Source organism: Pseudomonas sp. AC112 (genome assembly GCF_979253545.1).
In genome coordinates, this window is record NZ_CEEDCM010000001.1 from 2,613,160 (window position 1) to 2,638,314 (window position 25,155).

General features: G+C 62.2%; 22 protein-coding genes. 17 read left to right on the plus strand and 5 right to left on the minus strand.

The genetic code is table 11. From position 1 onward, the window contains the following. Positions 1-103 precede the first annotated feature (103 nt). The 3 genes from AC0IYN_RS12055 to AC0IYN_RS12065 all read left to right on the plus strand — a co-directional run bounded on the left by AC0IYN_RS12055 (position 104) and on the right by AC0IYN_RS12065 (position 2,661). Positions 104-886 carry a sulfite exporter TauE/SafE family protein gene (locus AC0IYN_RS12055; RefSeq protein ID WP_099493148.1) on the plus strand — a complete coding sequence of 261 codons (783 nt, stop codon included), beginning with the start codon at positions 104-106 and terminating at the stop codon, positions 884-886. Between the two features lie 77 nt (positions 887-963). Then, entirely contained in the window at positions 964-1,776 is an 813-nt protein-coding gene (lgt, locus tag AC0IYN_RS12060; protein ID WP_078050602.1) for a prolipoprotein diacylglyceryl transferase, read from the plus strand. 51 nt (positions 1,777-1,827) lie between these two features. After that, positions 1,828-2,661, plus strand: coding sequence for a thymidylate synthase (locus tag AC0IYN_RS12065; protein WP_024077947.1), 834 nt, complete (start codon positions 1,828-1,830; stop codon positions 2,659-2,661). Between the two features lie 53 nt (positions 2,662-2,714). Here AC0IYN_RS12065 and cadR read toward each other — a convergent pair whose 3' ends face one another. After that, positions 2,715-3,155, minus strand: a complete 441-nt coding sequence (gene cadR, locus AC0IYN_RS12070; RefSeq protein ID WP_406599317.1) for a Cd(II)/Pb(II)-responsive transcriptional regulator — start codon at positions 3,153-3,155, stop codon at positions 2,715-2,717. Between the two features lie 85 nt (positions 3,156-3,240). Here cadR and AC0IYN_RS12075 point away from each other — a divergent pair, with 85 nt between their 5' ends. From AC0IYN_RS12075 to AC0IYN_RS12105, 7 genes are all read left to right on the plus strand, one after another. After that, on the plus strand, positions 3,241-5,493 hold the full coding sequence (locus AC0IYN_RS12075) for a heavy metal translocating P-type ATPase (RefSeq protein ID WP_457239796.1): 2,253 nt from the start codon (positions 3,241-3,243) through the stop codon (positions 5,491-5,493). A 16-nt stretch (positions 5,494-5,509) separates the two neighbouring features. After that, the gene (locus AC0IYN_RS12080) at positions 5,510-6,373 is read left to right on the plus strand and encodes a LysR family transcriptional regulator (RefSeq protein WP_406599319.1); all 864 of its coding nucleotides are present in this window, start codon (positions 5,510-5,512) and stop codon (positions 6,371-6,373) included. Between the two features lie 273 nt (positions 6,374-6,646). Continuing rightward, positions 6,647-7,711 (plus strand): putative 2-aminoethylphosphonate ABC transporter ATP-binding protein, encoded by a 1,065-nt coding sequence (locus AC0IYN_RS12085; protein WP_406599320.1) that lies wholly within the window; start codon positions 6,647-6,649, stop codon positions 7,709-7,711. Between the two features lies 1 nt (position 7,712). Continuing rightward, positions 7,713-9,419 (plus strand): putative 2-aminoethylphosphonate ABC transporter permease subunit, encoded by a 1,707-nt coding sequence (locus AC0IYN_RS12090; RefSeq protein WP_471841533.1) that lies wholly within the window; start codon positions 7,713-7,715, stop codon positions 9,417-9,419. Between the two features lie 18 nt (positions 9,420-9,437). After that, positions 9,438-10,460, plus strand: a complete 1,023-nt coding sequence (locus tag AC0IYN_RS12095) for a putative 2-aminoethylphosphonate ABC transporter substrate-binding protein (RefSeq protein WP_406599322.1) — start codon at positions 9,438-9,440, stop codon at positions 10,458-10,460. A gap of 124 nt (positions 10,461-10,584) precedes the next feature. Further along, positions 10,585-11,718, plus strand: coding sequence for a TIGR03364 family FAD-dependent oxidoreductase (locus AC0IYN_RS12100; protein ID WP_406599323.1), 1,134 nt, complete (start codon positions 10,585-10,587; stop codon positions 11,716-11,718). Then, on the plus strand, positions 11,718-12,272 hold the full coding sequence (locus AC0IYN_RS12105; RefSeq protein WP_406599324.1) for a phosphonate degradation HD-domain oxygenase: 555 nt from the start codon (positions 11,718-11,720) through the stop codon (positions 12,270-12,272). The genes AC0IYN_RS12100 and AC0IYN_RS12105 overlap by 1 nt, the downstream gene beginning before the upstream one ends. On the opposite strand, the gene AC0IYN_RS12110 is transcribed toward AC0IYN_RS12105, so the two are convergent. Continuing rightward, positions 12,269-13,636, minus strand: coding sequence for a DUF3482 domain-containing protein (locus AC0IYN_RS12110; protein ID WP_471841536.1), 1,368 nt, complete (start codon positions 13,634-13,636; stop codon positions 12,269-12,271). The genes AC0IYN_RS12105 and AC0IYN_RS12110 overlap by 4 nt on opposite strands. Then, positions 13,629-14,999 carry a DUF2868 domain-containing protein gene (locus tag AC0IYN_RS12115; RefSeq protein WP_406599326.1) on the minus strand — a complete coding sequence of 457 codons (1,371 nt, stop codon included), beginning with the start codon at positions 14,997-14,999 and terminating at the stop codon, positions 13,629-13,631. Before AC0IYN_RS12115 ends, AC0IYN_RS12110 begins: the two co-directional genes overlap by 8 nt. 69 nt (positions 15,000-15,068) lie before the next feature. Here AC0IYN_RS12115 and AC0IYN_RS12120 point away from each other — a divergent pair, with 69 nt between their 5' ends. The 3 genes from AC0IYN_RS12120 to AC0IYN_RS12130 all read left to right on the plus strand — a co-directional run bounded on the left by AC0IYN_RS12120 (position 15,069) and on the right by AC0IYN_RS12130 (position 16,181). Then, positions 15,069-15,581, plus strand: a complete 513-nt coding sequence (locus AC0IYN_RS12120; RefSeq protein ID WP_457239790.1) for a dihydrofolate reductase — start codon at positions 15,069-15,071, stop codon at positions 15,579-15,581. Between the two features lie 83 nt (positions 15,582-15,664). Continuing rightward, positions 15,665-15,904, plus strand: a complete 240-nt coding sequence (locus tag AC0IYN_RS12125; RefSeq protein ID WP_338574457.1) for a type II toxin-antitoxin system RelB/DinJ family antitoxin — start codon at positions 15,665-15,667, stop codon at positions 15,902-15,904. Continuing rightward, complete coding sequence (locus AC0IYN_RS12130; RefSeq protein WP_406599328.1) at positions 15,894-16,181, plus strand: type II toxin-antitoxin system RelE family toxin; 288 nt, start codon at positions 15,894-15,896, stop codon at positions 16,179-16,181. The genes AC0IYN_RS12125 and AC0IYN_RS12130 overlap by 11 nt, the downstream gene beginning before the upstream one ends. Positions 16,182-16,212: 31 nt before the next feature. Here AC0IYN_RS12130 and AC0IYN_RS12135 read toward each other — a convergent pair whose 3' ends face one another. After that, a complete protein-coding gene (locus AC0IYN_RS12135) occupies positions 16,213-17,604 on the minus strand; it encodes an L-cystine transporter (protein WP_065902204.1) in 1,392 nt (463 codons plus the stop codon). A 241-nt stretch (positions 17,605-17,845) separates the two neighbouring features. Between AC0IYN_RS12135 and AC0IYN_RS12140 the strand changes: the two genes are divergently transcribed. The 4 genes from AC0IYN_RS12140 to AC0IYN_RS12155 all read left to right on the plus strand — a co-directional run bounded on the left by AC0IYN_RS12140 (position 17,846) and on the right by AC0IYN_RS12155 (position 23,154). After that, positions 17,846-18,904, plus strand: coding sequence for an HAD family hydrolase (locus AC0IYN_RS12140; RefSeq protein WP_406599329.1), 1,059 nt, complete (start codon positions 17,846-17,848; stop codon positions 18,902-18,904). A 192-nt stretch (positions 18,905-19,096) separates the two neighbouring features. Continuing rightward, positions 19,097-19,630: an RNA polymerase sigma factor gene (locus tag AC0IYN_RS12145; RefSeq protein ID WP_406599330.1), complete on the plus strand. Its 534-nt coding sequence runs from the start codon at positions 19,097-19,099 to the stop codon at positions 19,628-19,630. Beyond that, the gene (locus AC0IYN_RS12150) at positions 19,627-20,574 is read left to right on the plus strand and encodes a FecR family protein (RefSeq protein WP_471841543.1); all 948 of its coding nucleotides are present in this window, start codon (positions 19,627-19,629) and stop codon (positions 20,572-20,574) included. Before AC0IYN_RS12145 ends, AC0IYN_RS12150 begins: the two co-directional genes overlap by 4 nt. A gap of 132 nt (positions 20,575-20,706) precedes the next feature. After that, positions 20,707-23,154 carry a TonB-dependent siderophore receptor gene (locus tag AC0IYN_RS12155; protein ID WP_471841545.1) on the plus strand — a complete coding sequence of 816 codons (2,448 nt, stop codon included), beginning with the start codon at positions 20,707-20,709 and terminating at the stop codon, positions 23,152-23,154. Positions 23,155-23,261: 107 nt separating this feature from the next. Here the strand turns inward: AC0IYN_RS12155 and ilvD are convergent, their stop codons facing one another. After that, complete coding sequence (gene ilvD, locus AC0IYN_RS12160; protein ID WP_016976011.1) at positions 23,262-25,103, minus strand: dihydroxy-acid dehydratase; 1,842 nt, start codon at positions 25,101-25,103, stop codon at positions 23,262-23,264. Positions 25,104-25,155: the final 52 nt, after the last annotated feature.

Sequence of the window (25,155 nt, forward strand, 5' to 3'; positions counted from 1 at the left end):
GTTTTTTCCCACTCTACCCACACCGGCAGCGCCGTTCCATCGTATCCAGTTGGGTCGCATGCCTTCCATCCGTTAACATGCCGGACTTGGTTTGGGGGCTCCCATGGAATTTCTGCTGTATTTGCTGCTCGGCGCCTGTGCGGGCGTGCTCGCCGGGCTGTTTGGCGTGGGCGGCGGGATCATCATCGTGCCGGTGCTGGTGTTCAGCTTCACCTTGCAGGGCTTCGACCCGCAGGTGCTGACCCACCTGGCCGTGGGCACCTCCCTGGCAACGATCATCTTCACCTCGGTGAATGCCGTGCGTGAGCACCACCGACGTGGCGCGGTGCGTTGGCCGATCTTTGTATGGATGACCGTGGGTATCTTGATCGGTGCGGGTTTTGGCGCGTTGACCGCCGAGGCGATTTCCGGCCCGCACCTGCAGAAAATCATTGGTGTGTTTGCCCTGCTGGTGGCCGTGCAGTTGGCCCTGGACGTCAAGCCCAAGGCCAGCCGAACGGTGCCGGGCAAGGTCGGCCTGACCCTGGCGGGCACCGTGATTGGCTGGGCTTCGGCGATTTTCGGGATTGGCGGCGGCTCGCTGACCGTGCCGTTCTTGACCTGGCGTAGCGTGCCGATGCAACAGGCGGTCGCCACCTCATCGGCCTGCGGCCTGCCGATCGCGCTGGCGAGTGCATTAAGTTTCATGATTCTGGGCTGGCATGACCCGCTGTTGCCCGCTCATAGTCTAGGGTTCGTGTATTTGCCGGCACTGCTGGGCATTGCCCTGACCAGCATGGTGTTCGCCCGCTTCGGCGCGCGCCTGGCGCACCGGTTGTCGCCGCGTTTGCTCAAGCGGTTGTTTGCCGGGTTGCTGTTCTGTGTCGGCATAAACTTTTTGCTTTGAAAAACGTGAGTAATGCAGTCTTAATCGCGCCCGGGCATGGTCCGGTCGCAATAACGAATGATTAACGAGGAGTCGCAATGCTGCCTTACCCGCAGATCGACCCGGTGGCCCTGGCCATCGGTCCGCTGAAAATCCACTGGTACGGGTTGATGTACCTGATCGGCATCGGCGGTGCCTGGTTGCTGGCCTCCCGGCGCCTGAACCGTTTCGACCCGACCTGGACCAAGGAGAAGCTCTCCGACATGGTCTTCTGGTTGTCGATGGGGGTGATCGTCGGCGGGCGCCTGGGGTATGTGCTGTTCTACGATCTTTCGGCGTACATCGCCAACCCGACGCTGATCTTCGAAGTGTGGAAGGGCGGCATGGCGTTCCACGGCGGTTTTATCGGCGTGATGATCGCCGCCTGGTGGTTCGGCCGTCGTAATGGCAAGTCGTTCTTCCAACTGATGGACTTCGTTGCGCCGATGGTGCCGATCGGCCTGGGTGCCGGGCGTATCGGTAACTTCATCAACGCCGAGCTGTGGGGCAAGCCGACTGACGTGCCGTGGGCCATGGTGTTCCCGCCGTTCAGCGACCCGGCGCAACTGCCGCGCCACCCGTCGCAGCTTTACCAGTTCGCGTTGGAAGGCGTGGCGCTGTTCCTTATCCTGTACATCTTCTCGCGCAAGCCACGCCCCACCATGGCGGTGTCGGGCATGTTCGCGTTGTTCTACGGGATCTTCCGCTTCATCGTCGAGTTCGTGCGCGTGCCGGATGCACAACTGGGCTACCTGGCGTGGGGTTGGCTGACCATGGGTCAGATCCTCAGCCTGCCGATGATCCTCGTGGGCCTGGGCCTGCTGTGGTGGGCCTATAACCGCCCGCAACCGCTGAAGAACGCTGCGCTTTAAATTCGAATGCCGAGGCTCGCCAGCCTCGGCTTCACCGATACAGGTACCAACATGAAGCAATATCTCGAACTACTGAACGACGTCGTGACCAATGGATTGACCAAGGGCGATCGCACCGGCACCGGCACCAAGGCCGTGTTCGCCCGTCAGTATCGGCATAACTTGGCCGACGGCTTCCCGCTGCTGACCACCAAGAAGCTTCACTTCAAAAGTATCGCCAATGAGCTGATCTGGATGTTGAGCGGCAACACCAACATCAAGTGGCTGAACGAAAACGGCGTGCGCATCTGGGACGAATGGGCCACCGAAGAGGGCGACCTGGGCCCGGTGTACGGCGAACAGTGGACCGCCTGGCCAACCAAGGACGGCGGTACGATCAACCAGATCGACTACATGGTCCACACGCTCAAGACCAACCCGAACAGCCGCCGCATCCTGTTCCACGGCTGGAACGTCGAGTACCTGCCCGACGAAACCAAAAGCCCGCAGGAAAACGCGCGCAACGGCAAGCAAGCCCTGCCACCGTGCCACCTGCTGTACCAGGCGTTTGTGCACGACGGTCACCTGTCGATGCAGTTGTACATTCGCAGCTCCGACGTGTTCCTCGGCCTGCCGTACAACACCGCCGCGCTGGCCTTGCTCACCCATATGCTGGCCCAGCAGTGCGACCTGATCCCTCACGAGATCATCGTCACCACGGGCGACACCCACGCCTACAGCAACCACATGGAGCAGATACGCACCCAACTGGCGCGTACGCCGAAGAAACTGCCGGAACTGGTGATCAAGCGCAAACCTGCGTCGATCTACGACTACAGGTTCGAAGACTTCGAAATCGTCGGTTACGACGCCGACCCAAGCATCAAGGCAGACGTGGCCATCTGATCAATGTGGGAGCGGGCAAGCCCGCTCCCACATTTAGCCGGTGTTCACTTGATTTAGTGGCCGTGGCTTCTGCCTACATGCGAGGGCTCAGCCTCGCTGGCTGCCACACTCCCGCTGACTTCCAGCCGCTGCAGAATCCCGCACTCGGGCCCGCCGCCACAGCGTTGGCGCAAGTCCAGCAATTGCTCTTGCAACGCCAACAGCCCATCGATCCGCGCCTTTACATGGTGGATGTGCTCGTCAATCAACGCATTCACGTTCTCGCACTGGTCCTGGGGGCTGTCCCGCAGGCCAAGCAGGCTGCGAATTTCTTCCAGGGTCATGTCGAGGCTGCGGCAGTTGCGGATAAAGATCAGTCGCTCGGTGTGTGCCTGGGTGTACACGCGGTAGTTGGCATCGGTGCGCGCCGGGGGCGGTAGCAGGCTTTCCTTCTCGTAGTAACGGATGGTTTCTACCGGGCAGTCGGTCAGTTTGGCCAATTCGCCGATCTTCATCGCAGCAATCTCCAAATGGGTGCTTGACCCTATAGTGGCTACAGGGTCTTTACTTGGCAACAGGCACCTTTACGGACGCGACAGAATGAGCGATTCCCTCCACACCCCGCATAAGCACGATCACGACCATGATCATGGCCCGAAAAAACTCACGCCCGTGCATGACCACGGCCACGGTGGTTCGTGCTGTTCCGGCACTCCAACGCCGGCACTGGTGCAACTGAGCGAGGCGCCCACCGCTGGCTCCCGGCTGAGCACCTTCCGCATCGAAGCCATGGACTGCCCTACTGAGCAGACGCTGATCCAGAACAAATTGGGCAAGCTCGCGGGCGTGCAGCAGCTGGAGTTCAACCTGATCAACCGCATCCTCGGCGTCACTCACGACCTGCCGAACACTGCGCCCATCGTCGACGCGATCAAATCCCTGGGCATGCAGGCCGACCCCATCGAAGAAGGCAAGCCTGCCGCCGAGCCATCGCCCAAGAAGCACTGGTGGCCGCTGGCGCTGTCCGGCGTTGGCGCGTTGGCTGCCGAGGTGCTGCACTTCACCAATGCCGCGCCCACCTGGGTTATCGCGGTGGTCGCGCTGGTGTCGATCCTCAGCGGCGGCCTCACCACCTACAAAAAGGGCTGGATTGCCCTGAAAAACCTTAACCTGAACATCAACGCCTTGATGAGCATCGCGGTGACTGGCGCGGTCTTGATCGGCCAATGGCCGGAAGCGGCAATGGTGATGTTCCTGTTCACCGTGGCCGAGTTGATCGAAGCCAAGTCCCTGGACCGTGCGCGCAATGCCATCAGCGGCTTGATGCAAATGACGCCTGAGCAGGCCACAGTGCAGCAGGCGGATGGGACATGGGTCGAAAAAGAGGTCAAAAGCATTGAGTTGGATGCCATCGTGCGGGTCAGGCCCGGCGAGCGCATCGGCCTGGACGGTGAAGTCACTGCCGGCCAGTCCACCATCGACCAGGCGCCGATCACCGGTGAAAGCCTGCCGATCGAAAAGACCGTGGGTGATAAGGTCTTCGCCGGCACCATCAACCAGGCAGGCTCCCTGGAATACAAAGTCACTGCCGCGGCCAACAACTCCACCCTGGCGCGCATCATTCACGCGGTGGAACAAGCCCAGGGCGCGCGAGCACCGACCCAACGGTTTGTCGACAGCTTCTCGAAGGTCTACACCCCGGCGGTGTTCCTGTTCGCCCTCGGCGTGGCCATTATTCCGCCGCTGTTCATGGCCGGCGCCTGGTTCGATTGGATCTACCGCGCCCTGGTGCTGTTGGTGGTTGCGTGCCCCTGTGCATTGGTGATTTCCACTCCGGTGACCATCGTCAGTGGCCTCGCGGCCGCCGCGCGCAAAGGCATCCTGATCAAAGGCGGCGTGTATCTGGAGGGCGGTTACAAGCTCGACTACCTGGCGCTCGACAAGACCGGCACCATCACCCACGGCAAGCCAGTGCAAACCGATTACCTGGCGCTGTTCCCCAACCTTGAAGACAGCGCGCCGGCCCTGGCCGCCAGCCTGGCAGGGCGCTCCGATCACCCAGTGTCACTGGCGATTGCCAATGCGGCTGTGGATAAAAACCTGCCGGTTCACGCTGTGGATAACTTTGAGGCCCTGGCCGGTCGCGGCGTGCGCGGCGATATCAACGGTGCAACCTACCACCTGGGCAACCATCGCCTGGTGGAAGACCTGGGCCTGTGCTCGCCGGAGTTGGAAGAAAAACTCTTCGCCCTGGAAAAGCAGGGCAAGTCCGTGGTGCTGCTGCTCGACAACTCCGGCCCGCTGGCACTGTTCGCGGTGGCCGACACCGTCAAGGACAGCAGTCGCGAAGCCATCCAGCAACTGCATGAACTGGGCATCAAGACCCTGATGCTCACCGGCGACAACACTCACACCGCCCAGGCAATCGCCGCCCAAGTCGGCATCGACCAGGCCCAGGGCGACCTGCTGCCTACCGACAAGCTGCAAGCCATCGAAACCCTTTACGGTCAAGGCCACCGTGTGGGTATGGTCGGCGACGGCATCAATGACGCCCCGGCCCTGGCCCGTGCCGAGATCGGCTTTGCCATGGCTGCCGCCGGCACCGACACGGCCATCGAGACCGCTGACGTGGCGCTGATGGATGATGACTTGCGCAAGATTCCGGCATTCATTCGTCTGTCGCGGCAAACGTCGAGTATCCTCAAGCAGAACATCACCCTGGCGCTGGTGATCAAGGCGATCTTCCTGGTGGTCACCTTCCTGGGCCTGGCCACCATGTGGATGGCGGTGTTCGCCGACATGGGCGTGGCCCTGTTGGTGGTGTTCAATGGCCTGCGCCTGTTGCGCAAATAAACGATGAGAGGGCGGTGTGCTGAGTGCGGAGTTAAAGGCGTTTTTCATGGTCGCCCGCCTGGGCAGCATTACCCAGGCGGCGAAAAAACTCGGCCTGAGCCAACCCACGGTCACCACCCAGATCCGTAACCTGGAAAGCCAGTACGGCGTCGAACTGTTCTACCGAGGCGGCCGCCGCCTCACCGTCAGTGACGACGGCGCGCGCCTGCTGCCGATGGTCAAGGCGCTGTTGCAGCAGGAAGCGGACATCGAGTTTTTCCTGCGCAACAATGGTCAGGTCCAGGGTGCATTGAGAATCGCCGCGACAGCGCCGTATTACATCCTCGACCTGGTCAAAGCCTTTCGCGAGCGCCTGCCGCAAGTGGACGTGTCGGTGGAGATCGGCAACTCCCAGCAGGTGCTGGAAGCGCTGGACGATTACCGCGTCGACGTCGCTGCTTCCTCGCAACTGCTGGAAGACCCGCGCCTGATCCGCCGCGTGCTGGGCACCGACCCGCTGGTGCTGGCGGTGCACCGCAACCATCCGCTGGCCAAGCTCGATCATGTGCCGCTCTCGGCGTTGGCCGGGCACACTTTACTGATGCGTGAAGCGGGCTCAACCACGCGACGCCTCACCGAAGAGCTCTTGCAAAGCGCCAACGTGAGCTTCGGCCCGTTGCTGGAAATCGGTAGCCGCGAGTCGATCCGTGAGGCGGTGCTGCGCAACATTGGCATCAGCATCATTGCGCGTCAGGAAGTGCCCCACGACCCGCAACTGCGCGTGCTGACCATTGAAAATGCACCGCAGATTCCCGAGTACCTGTACTGCCTCAAGGAGCGCAAAGGCGCGCGGTTACCGGCGGCGTTCCTGGGGTTGGCGCAGGAAATGTCTCCACTCTAACGGTCGAGTAAGATCTCTGTGGTGAGCGGGCTTGCCCCGCGCTGGACTGCGCAGCAGCCCCAATAATGCCACCGCATTTTTTGCAGGAAAAACCGGGAGCCTGATTTTAGGGCCGCTGCTCGCCCCAGCGCGGGGCAAGCCCGCTCACCACAATGGTGTTCGCGTCCTACCCAATTCCACCAATACCACTATCGCCTGGTTTTGCCTTTCTGCCACATCAGGGACGCATTGCCTGCCTAGCATGGCCTTCATCCGTTCGATGAGGTGCCTTGCATGAACACAGCCCTGACCCAACCCGGCGCGCCCATGAAGGTGCGCGGTATCCAGAAACGCTTTGGCGCCTTTACCGCGCTGGATGACGTCTCCCTGGACGTCGCCGCCGGCGAGTTGGTGTGCCTGCTGGGCCCGTCGGGCTGCGGCAAGACCACCCTGCTGCGCTGCATCGCGGGCCTGGAACGCCAGGACAGCGGCGAGCTTTACCTGGGCAACCGGGATGTATCCCTGCTGCCGCCCCAGGCGCGGGACTACGGCATCCTGTTCCAGTCCTACGCACTGTTTCCCAACCTTACCGTCGAAGCGAATATCGGCTACGGCCTCACCGGCAGCGGTCGTGACGAAGTGCGCAAGCGCGTCGGCCAGATGCTGGAACTGGTTGGCCTGCTGGGCAGCGAAAAGAAATTCCCCGGCCAGCTCTCGGGTGGCCAACAGCAACGGGTTGCCCTGGCCCGTGCGCTGGCCCCGGCGCCGTCGTTATTGCTGCTGGATGAACCGATGTCGGCCCTCGACGCCCGGGTGCGCGAGCATCTGTGCACCGAGCTGCGCCAACTGCAACGTCGCCTGGGCATTACCACCCTGATGGTCACCCACAACCAGGACGAAGCCATGCTGATGGCCGACCGCATTGCCGTGATGAACAACGGCAAGGTCGAGCAATACGCCACGCCCCAGGAGATCTACGACCGCCCGGCCACGCCGTTCGTGGCGGAGTTTGTCGGCCAGGGCAATTGGCTGCCGTTCAGCCGCAACAGTGCCAGCCACGCCCAAGTGGGCGGGATGAACATGCGCCTGGCCGACGACGCCGGCGTCGCCAGGTCTGGGCGCCTGTTCTGTCGCCCGGAGGCGATCAGCGTCAACCCGCCGGTGCATGAAGAGAACCTGTTCCCGGCCAAGGTCCGTGAGATCACCTTTCTTGGCAACCGCTGCCGCATGAGCTTTGAACTGGAGCAGTTACCCGGGCACCCGTTGCTGGCTGAACTGGCCCCCGAGGCCATGCCGCGCCTGGGCGCCCAGGATATTTGGGTGGCCTTGCCACCGCGCAGCCTGCAGGTGTTTGCCTGAGATGGCTACGGTGATGACGCTGCCGCGCCAGGCTACCCGCGCCGAAATGGGTGACCGTCTTTTCGTGCTTGGCGGCAAGTGGCTGTGGCTTTTGCTGCTGAGCGTCGCCGTGCTGCTGCCACTGCTGGCGATCTTCTGGCGCGGTTTCAGCAGCGAAGCCGGGCAGGGCGGTGGCCTGGTGGCCGCGCGGGAATTGGTCACGAGTGACAACTTCCACTGGCTACTGGGCAATAGCCTCAAGGTTTCCCTCAGCGTTGCGGCCATCGTCGTACCGCTTGCCTACCTGTTTGCCTACGCGCTGCAACGCACGTTGATTCCCGGTAAGTCGATCTGGCGTGGCCTGTCGCTGCTGCCGCTGATGGCTCCGTCGATGCTGCCGGGCATCGCGCTGGTGTACCTGTTCGGCAACCAGGGCATGCTGCGTGGGTTGCTCTCGGACAATATCTACGGCTTCTGGGGCATTGTGCTGGGGGAGGTTATCTACACCTTCCCACACGCCCTGATGATTCTGCTGTCGGCGCTGTCCCTGGCGGATGCGCGACTGTTCGATGCCGCTTCCAGCATGGGCGCCAGCCCGGCCCGGGCGTTTCGCAGCATCACCTGGCCCGCCACGCGCCAGGCGGTGTTCGCCGCGTTCTGCCTGGTGTTCACCCTCACCATCACCGACTTTGGCGTGCCTGTGGTAGTGGGCGGCGATTACCAGGTGCTGGCGCTGGAGGCCTACAAAGCCGTGGTTGGCCAGCAGCAGTTCGGGCGTGGCGCATTGATCGGCATGGTGTTGCTGCTGCCGGCGCTGTTCAGCTTTGGCGTCGACGCCTGGCTGCGCCGCCGCCACGGCGATTCGATGAGCGGGCGTGCCCAAGTGTTCCAGCCGGCACCCTCGCGCCTGAGAGACGCCTGCTACCTGGCCATCGTGCTGCTGATCTGTGCCCTGTTGCTGTTGGTATTCGGCATGGCGGTGTATTCGTCGCTGGTGAAGTTCTGGCCGTACAACCTGTCGCTGTCGCTCAACCACTATCAGTTCGAAGACACGGCGGGCGGCGGTTGGCTGGCCTATCGCAACAGCCTGACCATGGCGTTGTGCACGGCGTTGATCGGCAGCGTGCTGATCTTCACCGGGGCCTACCTGATGGAAAAGACCAAGGGTCAGAAAGGCCTGAACCTGGCGCTGCGCATGCTCAGTTTCGTGCCGATGGCGGTGCCTGGGTTGGTGCTGGGCCTGGGCTACGTGTTCTTTTTCAACCTCAATGGCAACCCGCTGCATGTGTTCTACGGGACCATGACCCTGCTGGTGGTGTGCACCATTGCGCACTACCTGACCACCGCACAGATGACCGCCACCACCGCACTGCGCCAGCTCGACGCCGAGTTCGAAGCCGCCGCGTTGTCACTCAAGGCGCCGTTTTACCGCCATTACCTGAAAGTGACGGTGCCGATCTGCCTGCCGGCGCTGCTGGACATCGTGCGCTACCTGTTCGTGTCGGCGATGACCACCGTGTCCGCCGCGATCTTCCTCTATAGCCCCGACACCATCCTGGCCGCCGTCGCTGTGCTGAACATGGACGACGCCGGCAACGTGGGCGGTGCGGCGGCCATGTCGACCCTGATCCTGTTCACCTCAGGCAGCGTTTCACTGCTGCTGGCGTGGGCTTCACGTGGCGCACTGCGCCGCTCCCAAGCATGGCGCCAGACCGCGCCAGGCCAATAATCCTGAAGGAGGTGTTCCATGTTCAAGCCCCTGGCGCTGGTCGCTGCCGTACTCACTGCATTCAGCCTGAATGCCTTCGCCAAGACCGAGCTGACCGTGTACACGGCCCTCGAAGCCGAGCAGTTGAAGACCTATAAGCAGGCCTTCGAAAAGGCCAACCCCGATATCGAAATCAAATGGGTACGCGACTCCACTGGCATCATCACCGCCAAGCTGCTGGCCGAGAAAGCCCGCCCGCAGGCTGATGTGGTGTGGGGCCTGGCCGCCTCCAGCCTGGCGATCCTCGACCAGCAAGGCATGCTGGACAACTACGCACCGAAGGACCTGGACAAGATCGGCAAACACTACCGCGACGCCGCCAATCCTCCGGCCTGGGTCGGCATGGACGTGTGGGCGGCAACGATTTGCTTCAACACCGTCGAAGCCGAAAAGCAGGGCCTGACCAAGCCGGTGAGCTGGCAGGACCTGACCAAGCCTGAGTACAAAGGCAAGATCGTCATGCCCAACCCGGCCTCGTCCGGCACCGGTTTCCTGGACGTCAGCGCCTGGTTGCAGACCTTTGGCGAGAAGCAAGGCTGGCAATACATGGACGACCTGCACCAGAACATCGGCCAGTACGTTCACTCCGGCTCCAAGCCGTGCAAGCTGGCGGCGTCGGGTGAATTCCCGATCGGGATCAGCTTCGAATACCCGGCCGTGCAGTTGAAACGCCAGGGCGCGCCGCTGGACATCATCCTGCCGAAAGAAGGCCTGGGCTGGGACATCGAAGCCACGGCGGTGATCAAGGGCACAGCCCACGCCGATGCGGCCAGAAAACTGGCTGACTTCTCTGCCAGCACAGCGGCCATGGACCTGTACAAGGACAACTTTGCCGTCCTCGCCCAACCCGGCATTGCCAAGCCACAGACCGAATTGCCGGCCGACTATGAACAACGCCTGATCAAGAACGACTTCGCGTGGGCCTCGAAGAACCGTGACAGCATTTTGACCGAATGGCGCAAGCGCTATGACGGCAAGTCGGAGAAGGTGGCAGGTCAGTAAGATTTTCGTTAGGGCTACTGGCCTCTTCGCGAGCAAGCCCGCTCCCACATTTGATGGTGTTCGCAATTCAAAATGTGGAGCGGGCTTGCTCGCGAAGGCGGCCTTGAATTCAGGACATTACTCCATGACACACCAAACCGACCTGCTGATCATCGGCGCCGGCATCCTCGGCCTGTCCCACGCCTTTGCCGCTGCCAAGCGCGGCCTCACGGTCAAGGTGTTCGAGCGCAGCGCCACGCCATTGGGCGCCTCGGTGCGCAACTTCGGCCAGGCCCTCGTGACCGGGCAACCGCCGGGGCCAATGTTGGACCTGGCGCGGGAAAGCCGCGACATCTGGGGGCATTGGGCGCAGGTCGCCGGGCTGCAACTCAAGCGCAACGGCGCGTACCTGTTTGCCCGCACCGAAGCGGAAGAGCATTTGCTGGAAGCCTTCTGCGTTGGCCGCGCTGCAGAGCACGGCTACAACGTCGAACTGCTGCAAGGCGCCGTCATGAAGGATCTGTACGGCGGCCAGTTCCGTCATCACCGCGCCGCATTGCATGGCAAGGACGATCAGCAGCTGTATTCGCGTGAAGCGATCCCGGCGCTGATCAGCTACCTGGCGCAAGAGCTGAACGTGGAGTTCTATTTCTCCACGCTGGTGCGCGACGTGGAGCCGGGCCAATTGCACAGCACGGCGGGCAGTTTTCGCGGCGAGCAGATCATCGTGTGCTCCGGCCACGACTACCAGACCCTGCTGGCCGAATCGATCGCCGAACTCAACCCGAGCATCTGCCGCCTGCAAATGTTGCGCGCCCGCCCAGTGGTGAACCTGAACCTGCAACACGCATTGCTCACCGGCTTGAGTTGCGTGCACTACGGCGCGTTCGCCGATCTGCCGGAAGCCGCGCCGGTGCAGGCGCAGATCCTGCGTGAAACGCCACACCTGCACGAGCACGGCATCCATCTGCTGATCAGCCCGACCCCCCATGGCGAACTGATCATCGGCGACTCCCATGACTACGGCAGCGATGCGTCGCCCTTCAATGCCGAGCAGGTGGATGACTGGATGATCGAACTGGCTGAGCAGACGCTGGGCTGCAAGATCCAGGTGGTGGAACGCTGGCAGGGCGTGTACGGCTCGCGCGGGCCGGGGCCGTTTTCATTCCTGCGGGTCTCGCCAGGAGTGAGCGCCGCGTTGATGCACACGGGCGTGGGCATGAGCGTGGGGCCGGCGATGGCCGAGCGCAATATCAGTACCTTGTGGGGAGCTGCGTGATGAACCCGGAACAGACCATCGCCGAGGTCTTCGGCTTGTATGAGCAGCACGGCACGGCGGATTACATCGGCGAGCCGGTGTCGCAGATCGAGCACATGTCCCAGGCCGCGCAACTCGCCATGGCCGAAGGCTTTGATGATGAAGTGGTGCTGGCGGCGTTTTTCCACGACATCGGGCATCTCTGCGGCCAGGGCGGCGAGAACATGGGCGGGTACGGCGTGGTCAGTCATGAACGGCTGGGGGCGGATTACCTGCGCCGCGCAGGATTCAGCGAACGCATGGCCCGGTTGGTGGAGTACCACGTGCAGGCCAAGCGTTACCTGACCTTCAGCCAGCCGGACTACTACGCCCGCCTCAGCGAGGCCAGCCGCCGTACCCTGGCCTTTCAGGGCGGTGTGATGAGCACCGAAGAAGCCCAGGCATTTGAACAGGACCCGCTGTGCGCCGTGAGTTTGCGCATGCGTCATTGGGATGAACAGGCCAAGGAGATGCACGTGCCGGTGCTCGACCTTGACGTGCTCAAGGCCAAGGCGCGGCAGCTGCTGGCGGCCTAGGCGTCGTCGAGGCGCTGGGCCAGTGCTTCGACCTGTTCCTGGCGCTCGGCCTGGCTGAGCCTGGCGTGTGGGTTGAAAGACGACCATTGCGGGTGGGCGCGGGCTTTGTGCAGCGCGTCCGGCAATTTGCCTTCGCGCCAAGTCTTGTCCTGAGGCGTATCGACCTTGATGCTGTGCATCGCCGCATGGCCACGCAGGTTCAGGGCCTTGAGCAGCTGGCGCTGACGCAGGGCGAGCAGGCGCAAGACGCTGTCGTCCACGGTCAGCTCGCGCTGGCCCTTGATCTTGCCCAGCAGCCGGCTGCCATAGCTGCGGGCGGTCTGCAGGGCGCCACCGGCAATCGCACCGGCAATGGCGGCGGCGCCGAGGGTCAGCCCACCGACCAGCAAATCCACGCCGGCACCCGCCGCCGCGCCGGCGGCAATGCCACCGCCAACGCGCACGCCGAGTTGCTTGAGGGTTTCGGGGTTGAACAAGTCATCACCCCAACGTCCGTCGAGCAAGGGCAAGTCACTGGCAGCGGCATCCTGCGGGCGGAAGCCGAACAGTTTGAGCAGCGCTTCCACGCATTTTTGTTCGCGTTGGCGCACGGCTTTGCGCAGGTCGCCGATGGCTTGCTGCTCATCCTCGGTAACCACGCTGCGACGGCACGCGGCGCAGTCGATCAGCAGCTCGGCGATCAGGCGCGCAGCGCTTTGCTGACGGGCCTGGCGCTGGGCCTCCTGGTCAAGAATCAAGCGCTCCAACTGTGGTCGCGCGCTTTCCAGTAGCAGGGCGAGGCTTTCGTACAAGCGCCGTTCGCCGTCTTCCGGCGGCGCCACGCTGTCGAACCGCACCAGCGCATGCAGGCCAAGACGGGCCAGGGCTTCGCGCCAGTCTGGCTCGCGGTGGTCGCTGCTGCTGACAAAGTTGAGCACCGGCAGCAACGGCTTGCCGCAGCAGGCCAGTACTTGCAGCTCATCGCGGTACTTGGCCAGCACCGGCTCGCGGGCGTCGATCACATACAGGCCGGCGTCCGAGGCCAGCAGTTGGCGCAGCACCTTGGCTTCCTGTTCGAAACGCTGACGGGCTTCGCTGCCTTCCAGGAAGCGCGCCAGGCGTGCCGGGCCGTCGAGGCGTTCGCCGGGGCGATCCAGGCGCTCCAGGTAATCGAGCAGGGCGATGGCGTCTTCAAGGCCGGGCGTGTCGTACAGCTCCAGCAAGGCTTCGCCGTCCACCGATAGCCGCGCGCCTTCGACATGCCGCGTGGTGCTGGGGCGATGGGAGACTTCGCCGAAACCCACGTCACGGGTGAGGGTGCGCAGCAGCGAGGTCTTGCCGACGTTGGTGTGGCCAACCACGGCGAGTTTCAGTGGCTTAGTCATGACCGGTCTCCAGCCAGTTCAACGGCGCGCAGTCGGCGAACGGCAGCTCAAGCTGTTGCAGCGCGGCGTGCCAGTCGCCCAGGCGCTCGGCGTCCAGGGCCTGGCCGGGCGGCGCTTGTAGCAGCCACACGCGGGTGGCGGTGGCGCTGCGAGCGAGTTCGGCGATTAGTGCCAGGCTGCCGCGATCCGGCGAGCGCCGTGGGTCGCAGGCGATGGCCAGGCGTGCGGGTGGGAAGCGCGAGAGTTGCTCCAGCAGTTTGTGGCGTGATTCGCGGCTGTCGAGGATGCCGGCGTTCTTCACGCTGGCCGGCAATTTGGGCGGCCAGGCGTGCTGGTCGTCCAGTTCGATGGCGACCAGCAGCGCGCCATCGCTTTCCAGTTCACTGACGCCGCCGCTGACGTGATGCAATTGTTCGGGCGCAGCGTCGTTGACGCCAAGGCGCTCACTGCTCGGCATTAGACGCTCGCGCAGTTGGCTGTAGCCGGGCAGGTTGAGGTCCAGGCGCAGCGCGGCGCGCCCACGCTTCCAGCGCCATAGGCACAGCAGGGCGAGGATCAAGCGTGGCAGCAGGCCGTACACCAGCAGCACGCCCACCAACCAGGCCGCCCAGGCTTGGCGGGCGCTTTCAATACTCAGTGCGGAGTCGCCGCTGGCGCGGATCATCTCGACGGTCGGCACATTGAAGCCCAACAGAGCAGGCAAGGTGCCGAGGGCCTGGGTGACGGCGACGAAGGTGTCGGCACCGAGAATGGTGGTTTCCCACACGAAGCCGTAGCGGCGGGTGGCGAGTAGCGTAAGAAGAATCACCAAGGCACTGAGCAACGCCAGCAGCCACAGGCCGTTGACCAGCACACCCACGGCCCAGCGATTGAGTTTTTGCCGTTGCAGCAGCAGTAACAGTGCGGGGGCCAGTTGGGCGGCCTTGGCGTCGCGGGCGAGCTTTTCGCTGAGCCACAACCACAGTCGGCCGAGGCTGGCGCTGTGTTCGCCGGCAAACAGCAGGCCCAGCGCCCAACTGATCAGCAGGATCAGGTTCAAGCCAAGCAGGCTGCCCAAGGCCCAGAACACATTCACCGGCGTTAGACCGTTGCCCAGTGCAGCAAACGCCAGCCCTGCGCCGCTGATGACCGCGACGATTGCCAGCAGCACCAGCGCCAGACGCGCACCTTGCAGCCAGCGGGTGAGGGCCGCCGTGAGCCCATCGCGTTCGGCCAGGTGCAAGGCGCGCTGCTGGATACGTGTCGGCAGGTCGCCCCCGGCCGTGCGGGCCAGGCGGTTGGCTTCCAGGTCTTCCAGCGGGCCGGCGTGTTCTTCGCGCAGGCGCACGGTTTCTGTCAGCCAGAGTGTGTGCAGTGGAGTCACGCGTAGTCCTGTTGTGTTTGTGAGCCTGGAGCATAACCCCTGGCTCGGGGCTCTGGTATTCTCGTCGCCATGAAAAAAACTCTCCCTTTAAGCCTGATCGCAGCCCTCGGTGAAAACCGCGTGATCGGCGTCGACAACAGCATGCCCTGGCATTTGCCGGGGGATTTCAAGTATTTCAAGGCCACCACGCTCGGCAAACCGATCATCATGGGGCGCAAGACCTGGGACTCCCTGGGCCGACCGCTGCCGGGGCGCTTGAACCTTGTGGTTAGCCGTCAGACCGGCCTGGCGCTGGAAGGTGCGGAAGTTTTTCCGTCACTGGACGCGGCGCTAGCGCGCGCTAAGGAATGGGCCAAGGCGCAAGGCGTGGACGAACTGATGCTGATCGGCGGTGCGCAGTTGTATGCGCAGGGGCTGGAGCAGGCGGATCGCCTGTACCTCACGCGGGTAGCGCTGAGTCCGGATGGGGATGCGTGGTTTCCGCAGTTTGATACGAACCAGTGGAAGCTGGTGTCGAATGTCGAGAATGCGGCTGAGGGAGATAAGCCGGCGTATAACTTCGAGGTTTGGGAAAAGGCCTAGTCGGAACCGGACAAGGCGTACTTGCAGAAGAAGCCCTTATGCGCCACTGTAATGACTAATGTCTTTACAGTGAGGGCTGTCCCATGGCTTCTATTAACGTACGTATCGACGACGACCTTAAGGCTCGTGCTTATTACGAGCTGGAAAAGCTCGGCGTCACTCCATCGGAATTGATGCGCCAAGCATTGCAGTATGTGGCAGAGCGCGGTCAGTTGCCCTTCAAACCTGTCCTCATGACTGAAGATGATGAGGCTTTGTTTGTAACCGTCCGGGAGCGGTTGACTGCGCCTCAGCGAGTGAAGGTCTCACTGGATGACCTATGAACTTGATTTCGATGCACGCGCTTTAAAGGAATGGCACAAACTCGGCGATACCGTTCGCCAACAGTTTAAAAAGAAGCTGGCTGAGATATTGATCAATCCACGTATTGAAGCCAGCCGTCTGCATGGCTTGCCCGACTGCTACAAGATCAAGCTTCGCAGCAGCGGCTATCGGTTGGTGTATCAAGTGATCGAGCAGGAGATTACGGTATTTGTCGTTGCCGTCGACAAGCGTGAGCGTGAAGAAGTTTACCGGAAGGCTGCCGATCGGTTGAGCTAGCAGGGAGCTAGATCCCTGCTAGCTGATTTCGTTATGCCTGCGCTAACTCCGCATGCTCATCCGCATTCAACAACGCCTTATCCGTCTGCCCCATGACCTGGCTGGTGATCGCGCCGGCCGTCATCGAGCCATTCACGTTCAATGCCGTGCGGCCCATGTCGATCAACGGCTCTACGGAAATCAGCAGCGCCACCAGTGACACTGGCAAGCCCATGGCCGGCAGTACGATCAGCGCGGCAAAGGTTGCACCGCCACCCACGCCGGCAACGCCGGCCGAACTCAGGGTCACAATGGCTACCAACGTCGCGATCCACAGCGGGTCCAGCGGGTTGATGCCCACGGTCGGCGCGACCATCACCGCCAACATCGCAGGATAAAGACCGGCGCAACCGTTCTGGCCGATGGTCGCGCCAAACGACGCGGCGAACCCGGCGATGGATTGCGGAATGCCCAGGCGACGGGTCTGCGCTTCAATGCTCAGCGGGATCGCCGCCGCGCTGGAGCGGCTGGTGAAGGCAAAGGTCAGCACCGGCCACACCTTGCGGAAGAAACGCAGCGGGTTGATCCCGGCCAGGGACAGCAGCAGGCCGTGCACCACGAACATCAGGCCCAGGGCCAGGTACGAGACCACGACAAAACTGCCGAGCTTGATGATGTCCTGCAGGTTGGAACCGGCGACCACTTTGGTCATCAGCGCCAATACGCCGTACGGGGTCAGCTTCATCACCAGGCGCACCAGACGCATCACCCAGGCTTGCAGGGTGTCGATGGCGTTGAGCACTTTCTGGCCTTTTTCCACGTCATCCTTGAGCAGTTGCAGCGCGGCAACCCCCAGGAAGGCGGCGAAAATCACCACGCTGATGATCGAGGTCGGCTTGGCCCGGGCCAGGTCGGCAAACGGGTTGGCCGGCACGAACGACAGCAGCAATTGCGGGATATTCAGGTCGGCGACCTTGCCGGCGTAATCACTCTGGATTACCTGCAGGCGCGCCATTTCCTGGGTACCGGCCACCAGGCCTTCGGCGGTGAGGCCGAACAGGTTGGTCAGGCCGATGCCGATCAGCGCCGCAATCGCGGTGGTGAACAGCAGCGTGCCGATGGTCAGGAAGCTGATCTTGCCCAGTGACGAGGCATTGTGCAGGCGCGCCACGGCGCTGAGGATCGAGGCGAATACCAGCGGGATCACGATCATTTGCAGCAGTTGCACATAGCCGTTGCCGACTAGGTCGAACCAGCCGATGGAGGCTTTGAGCACCGGGTTGCCGTCGCCGTAGATCGTGTGCAAGACAGTGCCGAACACCACGCCGAGTACGAGGGCAACCAGCACCTTCTTGGCGAGGCTCCAGTTAGTACGACGGGTTTGTGCCAGGCCCAGCAACAGGGCCACGAACACCAGTAAGTTGAGAATCAGGGGCAGATTCATTGAAGCTCCGTTGAGAAGGCAGCCAATCGCGAGAGCCTGCGATTGCGAACCGGAAAGCCTAACAGCTTGAAATATATTGATTTAATACCGATATGGAATGGTGACTGTCGTTTTTGGAATAAGCATCTGGCGCGCATGCACATGCCTTTGGCGCGATCACGACGCAAGCGGTCGCGCTCGGGCGGTAACTGTCACAGGGATTTGTTAGCGTCGATGTTTTTAACTCAGGGAGAAAACGCATATGAAGCTCGCTTCGAGATTGTTTGCCGCCGCGCTGTGTCTGGGCCTTGCCGGACAAACCATGGCCGCCACCGAGTTGAAACACTGGCCGGCACCGGCCGCCGAGCAACTGAACAAAATGATCGCCGCCAACGCCAACAAGGGTAATTACGCGGTGTTCGACATGGACAACACCAGCTACCGCTACGACCTCGAAGAATCCTTGCTGCCCTACATGGAAAACAAGGGCCTGATCACCCGCGACAGCCTTGATCCGTCGCTCAAGCTTATGCCGTTCAAAGACACCGCCGACCATAAGGAAAGTCTGTTCAGTTACTACTATCGCCTCTGCGAAGTGGACGACATGGTCTGCTACCCGTGGGTTGCCCAGGTGTTCTCGGGGTTCACCCTCAAGGAACTCAAAGTGCAGGTCGATGAGCTGATGGCCTCCGGTAAGCCCGTGCCGGTCAGCTATTTTGAAGGCGACGTGGTGAAGCAGTCTGAGGTGCAGCCGCCGAAAGTCTTCACCGGCCAGGCCGAGCTGTACAACAAGCTGATGGAAAACGGCATCGAAGTGTATGTGATGACCGCCGCCTCGGAAGAACTGGTGCGCATGGTCGCCGCCGATCCGAAGTACGGCTACAACGTCAAACCCGAGAACGTCATCGGCGTGACCACCCTGCTCAAGGACCGCAAGACCGGCGAACTGACCACCGCGCGCAAGCAGATCACGGCCGGCAAATATGACGAGAAGGCCAACCTCGGCCTGGAACTCACCCCTTACCTGTGGACCCCGGCGACCTGGATGGCGGGCAAGCACGCGGCAATCCTCACCTACATCGACGAGTGGAAAAAACCGGTGATCGTCGGCGGCGACACGCCGACCAGCGACGGTTACATGCTGTTCCACGATGTCGACGTGGCCAAGGGCGGCATCCACCTGTGGATCAACCGCAAGGACAAATACATGACCCAACTGAACGGCATGATCGCCAAGCATGCGGCGGCGCAGGCCAAGGAAGGGTTGCCGGTGACGGCGGACAAGAACTGGGTGATCGTCAAGCCTGACGAAATCCAGTAGCCCTACGCAACCGTGTAGGAGCCCGGCTTGCCGGCGATGGCGTCAGTGAGATCAATGCAAGGCTCAAGGCCGTCATCGCCGGCAAGCCGGCTCCTACAGAGGTCGGCAAAAATAGATATCAATTGCGAACCAATCTCATCCTCTGCTAGCGTGCGCACTTCCTGAACCCTCCGTTCTTTTCAAGGTAGTGCTGTGTCCTCCTGGAATTCGCAGATCGCGCGCCTGTTCGCGGAGCAGAAGAAAGCCCTCGAAGCCTTCGTCACCCGTCGCACCGGCAGCGCTCAGGTGGCCGCTGACTTGACCCAGGAATCGTTCCTGCGCCTGGCGCGCCTGGACTCCGGCGAGAAGATCGACAACCTCCCGGCCTTCCTCTTTACCATCGCCAGCAACCTGGTGCGCGATCACCAGCGCCAGGCCATCCGCCGTGAACGCTTGGATGCCGGCGAGCCCAGCGAAGAGCTGCCGTGCGGCAACCCAGGTGCTGACGAGCAATTGGCCGCCTACCAGCAGGAGCAACTCATGCAGGACGCTATCCTGTCGCTGCCCGAAGCGACTCGGCAGATCTTCCTGCTTTATCATGTCGACGAACTTTCCTACCGCGAGATTGGCGATCGCCTGTCGATCAGCCCGCGCAGCGTGGAATACCAACTGCGTCGCGCCTTGATTGAATGCCGCGCCTACATCAAGACGCGGCTCGCCTGCGACACACAAGGACGTCGGTCATGACTGCTCTACCCACAGCCGACGCGTTGTTCGAAGAAGCGTCCGCCTGGTACTTCCGCCTGCAGGCCGAAGATGTCACGGCAGCCGAAATGGACGCCTTTGCCGCCTGGCTTGGGCAGGGCCAGCCACAGGATGACGCTTGGCAGGAGGTGCAGGCCATGCTCGGCGGTTTGCGTGAACCGGCGCGGGTGATCCGCCGCGCCGAACAGGCTGCCTGGCGCCAACCTGCGCGCCGTTGGGCATATGCCGCTGCCATATTGCTGGCAGTGGGCCTGACCGTGCAAAACACCCCCTGGCTCGACCGCCTGCGCGCGGACTACGCCACGGGCACCGGCGAATCGCGCACGGTCGAACTGGCCGACGGCTCCCAGTTGCAACTCAACACTGACAGCGCGATTCAAGTGCGCATGAGCGGCGGTGAGCGTCAGATTCGTCTGCTGCGTGGTGAAGGGTTTTTCAGCGTGACCAAGGACCCGGCGCGGCCGTTCGTGGTGCAGTCCGGCGATGGCTGGGTGAAAGTGGTCGGAACCCAGTTCAGCGTGGCACGGCGTGATGCACAGACGCGTGTGCAGGTGGCTCAGGGCAAAGTGCAGGTCAGTGCGGGCAGTGGTGAGCCGGTCTTCCTGGAGCCAGGCCGGGCGGTGGAGTATCAGGACCAGCACCTCGCAGAGGTACATGGCTTCGACCCGGCCAGCGGTTTCGCCTGGCGCCAACGGCAACTGGTGTTCCGCCAGCAGCCCCTGTCGGAAGTGGTCAGCGAGTTGAATCGCTACTGGCCGGGCAAGACCGTGGTACTGGGCGATGCGCTGCGCAATCGCGTGGTGTCCGGCGTGTTCGAGATCGACAAACCCGACGCCGTGATCAAAGCGCTGGAATACACCCTCAATCTGCAGGTCGAACACTACACCCCGTATTTGCTGGTGTTGCGCGAAGGCAAAGCGTCCTGACGACAACTTTTTCAAAATAGTTTCAGGGTTTCCCCGCAAGCCATCGTCCTTGATCACTGAGGCGTAAATAGTAAGCACTCTCAAGTAGTGCGGCGCCGATCACAGACTTTTTTGCACCGGGGAGCTTCATCCATGGCACACCGATACGCCGCACGGCCTTTGCTGGCACTGGCCATTTCCTTGGCTTGCGGCACCGCACCGCTGTATTTGCAGGCCGCTGAGACCACTCAGGCACAGACCTACCGTTTTGATATTCCAGGGCAGAGCCTGGACGGTGCGCTGGCGGCGTTTTCGGCGGTGACACGGGTTCAGGTGTTGGTGAGTGGTGAATTGACCCAAGGGGTGGTGTCGCCGGGAGTGATTGGCAACCTGGGCCAGCGTGAAGCCTTGGGGCAACTGCTCGGCGGCACTGGGCTGAGCGCGGCGTTTATCAACGCCGATACCGTCACCCTGGAAAAACGCGTGGACACCGGTGGCGCTCTCGAAGTCGGTGCCACCACCATCAGCGCTGAACGCTTGGGGGCGACCACCGAAGGCACCGGCTCCTACACCACCGGTGCCGTGACCATCGGCAAAGGCGAGCAAAAGCTCAAGGACATCCCGCAATCGGTCAGCGTCATGACCCGCAAGCAGATGGACGACCAGAACACCACCAAGTTGTCCGAAGTGGTCAAGCGCACCCCCGGCCTGACGGCGACCAAGTCCCCTGGCCCTGGCATGTTTATCTTCTCCCGTGGTTTTGAGGTCGGCACCCTGCAATACGACGGCGTCGGCATTCCGCGCAACACCTACGCGCTGGGCAGCTACCTCACCGAAAACATGGCGATCTACGACCGCGTGGAAACCCTGCGTGGCCCGGCCGCCTTGCTGCAGGGCGCGAACAGCCCCGGCGGCACGATGAACCTGGTGCGCAAGCGCGGGCAACAGGCGCCGACCGTCACCGTCACTGCCAAGGCCGGTTCCTGGGACCACTACGGCACACAAGTGGACGCGGGTGGCCCGCTCAATACCGAAGGCACCTTACGCGGCCGTTTTGTGGCGGACTACGACACGACCGATTCTTTTGTCGATTACGCCGGCGGCTGGAACCAGACGGTCTATGCAGCGGTGGACTACGACTTCACGCCAGACACCACCGTCGGCGTGGGCATCAGCAACCAGAAGGGCCACTCGCGGCCCAACTTCATGTCGCTGCCCCGGTACGCCAACGGCAGCGATATCGGCCTGTCGCGCTCGACCTTTGTCGGCGCCAGTTGGAACCGTAACGTCAATGACCAGACCCAGGTGTTTGCCGATATCGAGCATCGCTTCAACGATGATTGGAAAGTGAAGGCCGCTCTGGTGGCCATGGATGAACACAACGACGCGACCTACCAGGCCACGTGGGACACCATCCCCAATCCCGGTGACACCGGCACCGTGCGTTACGTGGACTGGGTCACTGACTTCAACACCAAGAGTCGCGGTGTGGACGTGTATGTCGACGGCAAGTTCGAAGGCCTGGGGTTGCGGCAGGAGATGGTGCTGGGCGCCAACTATTCCAAACTCACCACGGATGATTTCTGGGCGCGCGCGGCGACGCCGGGGGCGGATATCTTCAACATCGACCACAACCGTCCGCAGCGCGACAGGAACCAGTTGTTCCAGGCAGGGAATGCGACGAAGAGCTGGTATGACATTCGCCAGAAGGGGATTTATGGCACCTGGCGCGTCCAAGTAATGGACCCGCTGACGGTGATCCTCGGGGCGCGTACCAGTTGGTATGACTATTCCTATCGGGACGAGAGCGGTGCCAGGGGGGTATACGGCGAGCCGACCAGCAGCACCACGCAAAGCAATGGTCACGTCACGCCTTACGCCGGCCTGGTTTATGCGCTCAACGAGCAATGGTCGGCCTATGCCAGCTATACCGACGCCTTTGAGCCCCAAACCAACCTGACCACCTCATTGACCGTGCTCAAGCCCATTGAGGGCCAGAACTACGAGCTGGGCCTGAAAGGCGAACTGGCGGATGGCCGCCTCAATACGTCGTTTGCTGTTTTCCGCTATGACCAGGAAAACCGTGCGGCTCAAGATCTGCAAGGCGGCAAGGTTTGTGGCGGCTGGTACTGCTCGCTCGCGTCCGGCAAGGTTCGCAGCCAGGGCTTCGAGGCCACCTTGAGCGGTGAGGTGCTGCCGGGCCTGCAACTGGTTTCCAGCTACACCTACAACACCACCAAATTCATCAAGGACGACACTTACGAAGGCAAGATCTTCAGCACCTGGACGCCCAAGCACCTGCTCAAGGTCTGGGGTGACTATCAGTTGCCGGGGGACTGGAGCAACGTCAGCGTCGGCGCCGGTGTGACCGCGCAAAGCAGCACCGTCGCCTATGACCGCACATTCAGCGTGCCCGGCAATGCTTTGTGGGATTCGCGGGTGGCCTACAAGATCAACCAGGAATTCACCGTTGCGGCGAACCTGAACAATATGTTCGACAAGAAGTACTACATCCCTGCGTATAACGCGAACTGGGGTAGTAACTACTATGGCGACCCGCGCAATGTGATGTTTACCATGACCTATACCCCCCAATTCTGAGCCATTGCGCATAGCCCGCTCCCACATTTTGATCTTGAGTGGCCTGAAGGTTTTCATCAGGCAAAAAAATGCCCCGCACTTGGCGGGGCATTTTTTATGCGCGAGGCTTACAGGCCGTCGAGCATCGCTTTGTTGCGCACAGCACCCTTGTCGGCACTGGTGGCCAGCAGGGCATAGGCCTTCAACGCAGTAGTGACTTTGCGCGGACGCTTCTCGACCGGCTTCCAGCCTTTCTTGTCCTGCTCGACCCGGCGTGCCGCCAGTTCTTCATCGCTGATCAACAGGTTGATCGAGCGGTTCGGAATGTCGATCAGCACCTTGTCGCCATCCTGCACCAGGCCAATCGCGCCACCGGCAGCGGCTTCTGGCGAAGCGTGGCCGATGGACAGGCCCGAGGTGCCGCCGGAGAAGCGGCCGTCGGTCAGCAAGGCGCAGGCTTTGCCCAGGCCCTTGGATTTCAGGTAGGACGTCGGGTACAGCATCTCCTGCATACCCGGGCCGCCTTTCGGGCCTTCGTAGCGGATGATCACGATGTCGCCTTCCTTCACTTCGTCGGCGAGGATGCCGCGAACCGAGCTGTCCTGGCTTTCGTAGATCTTGGCGCGGCCTTCGAACACGTGGATCGATTCATCCACACCGGCAGTTTTTACCACGCAGCCATCCAGGGCGATGTTGCCGTACAGCACAGCCAGGCCGCCTTCTTGGGAGTAGGCGTGCTCGACACTGCGGATGCAGCCGTTTTCACGGTCGTCGTCCAGGGTGTCCCAACGGGTCGACTGGCTGAAGGCGGTCTGGGTCGGAATGCCCGCCGGGCCTGCCTTGAAGAAGGTGTGCACGGCTTCGTCGTCAGTCTGGGTGATGTCCCACTTGGCGATGCCTTCGGCAATGGACTTGCTGTGCACGGTCGGCAGGTCGGTGTGCAGCAGGCCGCCACGGGCCAGCGAACCGAGGATCGAGAAGATCCCGCCGGCGCGGTGCACGTCTTCCATGTGGTACTTCTGGATATTCGGCGCGACTTTGCACAGTTGCGGCACGTGGCGGGACAGGCGGTCGATGTCGCGCAGGTCGAAATCGATCTCGGCTTCCTGGGCCGCGGCCAGCAAGTGCAGGATGGTGTTGGTGGAACCGCCCATGGCGATGTCCAGCGTCATGGCGTTCTCGAACGCCTTGAAGTTGGCGATGTTGCGCGGCAACACCGACTCATCGTTGTCGTGGTAATAGCGTTTGCACAGCTCGACGATGGTGCGGCCGGCCTGCAGGAACAGTTGTTCACGGTCGCTGTGGGTCGCCAGGGTGGAACCGTTGCCCGGCAAGGCCAGGCCCAGGGCTTCCACCAGGCAGTTCATCGAGTTGGCGGTGAACATGCCGGAGCACGAGCCGCAGGTTGGGCAAGCGCTGCGCTCGTATTCCGCGACCTTCTCGTCAGAAGCGCTGGAATCGGCGGCGATGACCATGGCGTCGACCAGGTCGAGGCCGTGGGAGGCGAGCTTGGTCTTGCCGGCTTCCATCGGGCCGCCGGACACGAAGATCACCGGGATGTTCAGGCGCAGGGAGGCCATCAGCATGCCGGGGGTGATCTTGTCGCAGTTGGAGATGCAGACGATGGCGTCGGCGCAGTGGGCGTTGACCATGTATTCCACGGAGTCGGCGATGATCTCGCGGCTCGGCAAGGAATACAGCATGCCGTCATGGCCCATGGCGATGCCGTCATCCACGGCGATGGTGTTGAATTCCTTGGCGACACCGCCGGCGCGTTCGATCTCGCGGGCGACCAGTTGGCCCAGGTCCTTGAGGTGGACGTGGCCCGGTACGAATTGGGTGAACGAGTTGGCAATCGCGATGATCGGCTTCTTGAAGTCGTCATCTTTCATCCCCGTGGCACGCCACAGTGCGCGCGCGCCGGCCATGTTGCGGCCGTGGGTGGATGTTTTCGAGCGGTAATCAGGCATTGGAGCACTCCGGGCGGCTAATCGGTATCAATGGGGAGTGAGCTTCTATTGA

Excerpts from the sequence above, each read along its gene's own strand:
- AC0IYN_RS12055 (WP_099493148.1), top strand. The coding sequence starts at position 104 with ATGGAATTTCTGCTGTATTTGCTGCTCGGCGCCTGTGCGGGCGTGCTC.
- lgt (WP_078050602.1), top strand. The coding sequence starts at position 964 with ATGCTGCCTTACCCGCAGATCGACCCGGTGGCCCTGGCCATCGGTCCG.
- AC0IYN_RS12065 (WP_024077947.1), top strand. The coding sequence starts at position 1,828 with ATGAAGCAATATCTCGAACTACTGAACGACGTCGTGACCAATGGATTG.
- cadR (WP_406599317.1), bottom strand. The coding sequence starts at position 3,155 with ATGAAGATCGGCGAATTGGCCAAACTGACCGACTGCCCGGTAGAAACC.
- AC0IYN_RS12075 (WP_457239796.1), top strand. The coding sequence starts at position 3,241 with ATGAGCGATTCCCTCCACACCCCGCATAAGCACGATCACGACCATGAT.
- AC0IYN_RS12085 (WP_406599320.1), top strand. The coding sequence starts at position 6,647 with ATGAACACAGCCCTGACCCAACCCGGCGCGCCCATGAAGGTGCGCGGT.
- AC0IYN_RS12090 (WP_471841533.1), top strand. The coding sequence starts at position 7,713 with ATGGCTACGGTGATGACGCTGCCGCGCCAGGCTACCCGCGCCGAAATG.
- AC0IYN_RS12095 (WP_406599322.1), top strand. The coding sequence starts at position 9,438 with ATGTTCAAGCCCCTGGCGCTGGTCGCTGCCGTACTCACTGCATTCAGC.
- AC0IYN_RS12100 (WP_406599323.1), top strand. The coding sequence starts at position 10,585 with ATGACACACCAAACCGACCTGCTGATCATCGGCGCCGGCATCCTCGGC.
- AC0IYN_RS12105 (WP_406599324.1), top strand. The coding sequence starts at position 11,718 with ATGAACCCGGAACAGACCATCGCCGAGGTCTTCGGCTTGTATGAGCAG.
- AC0IYN_RS12110 (WP_471841536.1), bottom strand. The coding sequence starts at position 13,636 with ATGACTAAGCCACTGAAACTCGCCGTGGTTGGCCACACCAACGTCGGC.
- AC0IYN_RS12120 (WP_457239790.1), top strand. The coding sequence starts at position 15,069 with ATGAAAAAAACTCTCCCTTTAAGCCTGATCGCAGCCCTCGGTGAAAAC.
- AC0IYN_RS12125 (WP_338574457.1), top strand. The coding sequence starts at position 15,665 with ATGGCTTCTATTAACGTACGTATCGACGACGACCTTAAGGCTCGTGCT.
- AC0IYN_RS12130 (WP_406599328.1), top strand. The coding sequence starts at position 15,894 with ATGACCTATGAACTTGATTTCGATGCACGCGCTTTAAAGGAATGGCAC.
- AC0IYN_RS12135 (WP_065902204.1), bottom strand. The coding sequence starts at position 17,604 with ATGAATCTGCCCCTGATTCTCAACTTACTGGTGTTCGTGGCCCTGTTG.
- AC0IYN_RS12140 (WP_406599329.1), top strand. The coding sequence starts at position 17,846 with ATGAAGCTCGCTTCGAGATTGTTTGCCGCCGCGCTGTGTCTGGGCCTT.
- AC0IYN_RS12150 (WP_471841543.1), top strand. The coding sequence starts at position 19,627 with ATGACTGCTCTACCCACAGCCGACGCGTTGTTCGAAGAAGCGTCCGCC.
- AC0IYN_RS12155 (WP_471841545.1), top strand. The coding sequence starts at position 20,707 with ATGGCACACCGATACGCCGCACGGCCTTTGCTGGCACTGGCCATTTCC.
- ilvD (WP_016976011.1), bottom strand. The coding sequence starts at position 25,103 with ATGCCTGATTACCGCTCGAAAACATCCACCCACGGCCGCAACATGGCC.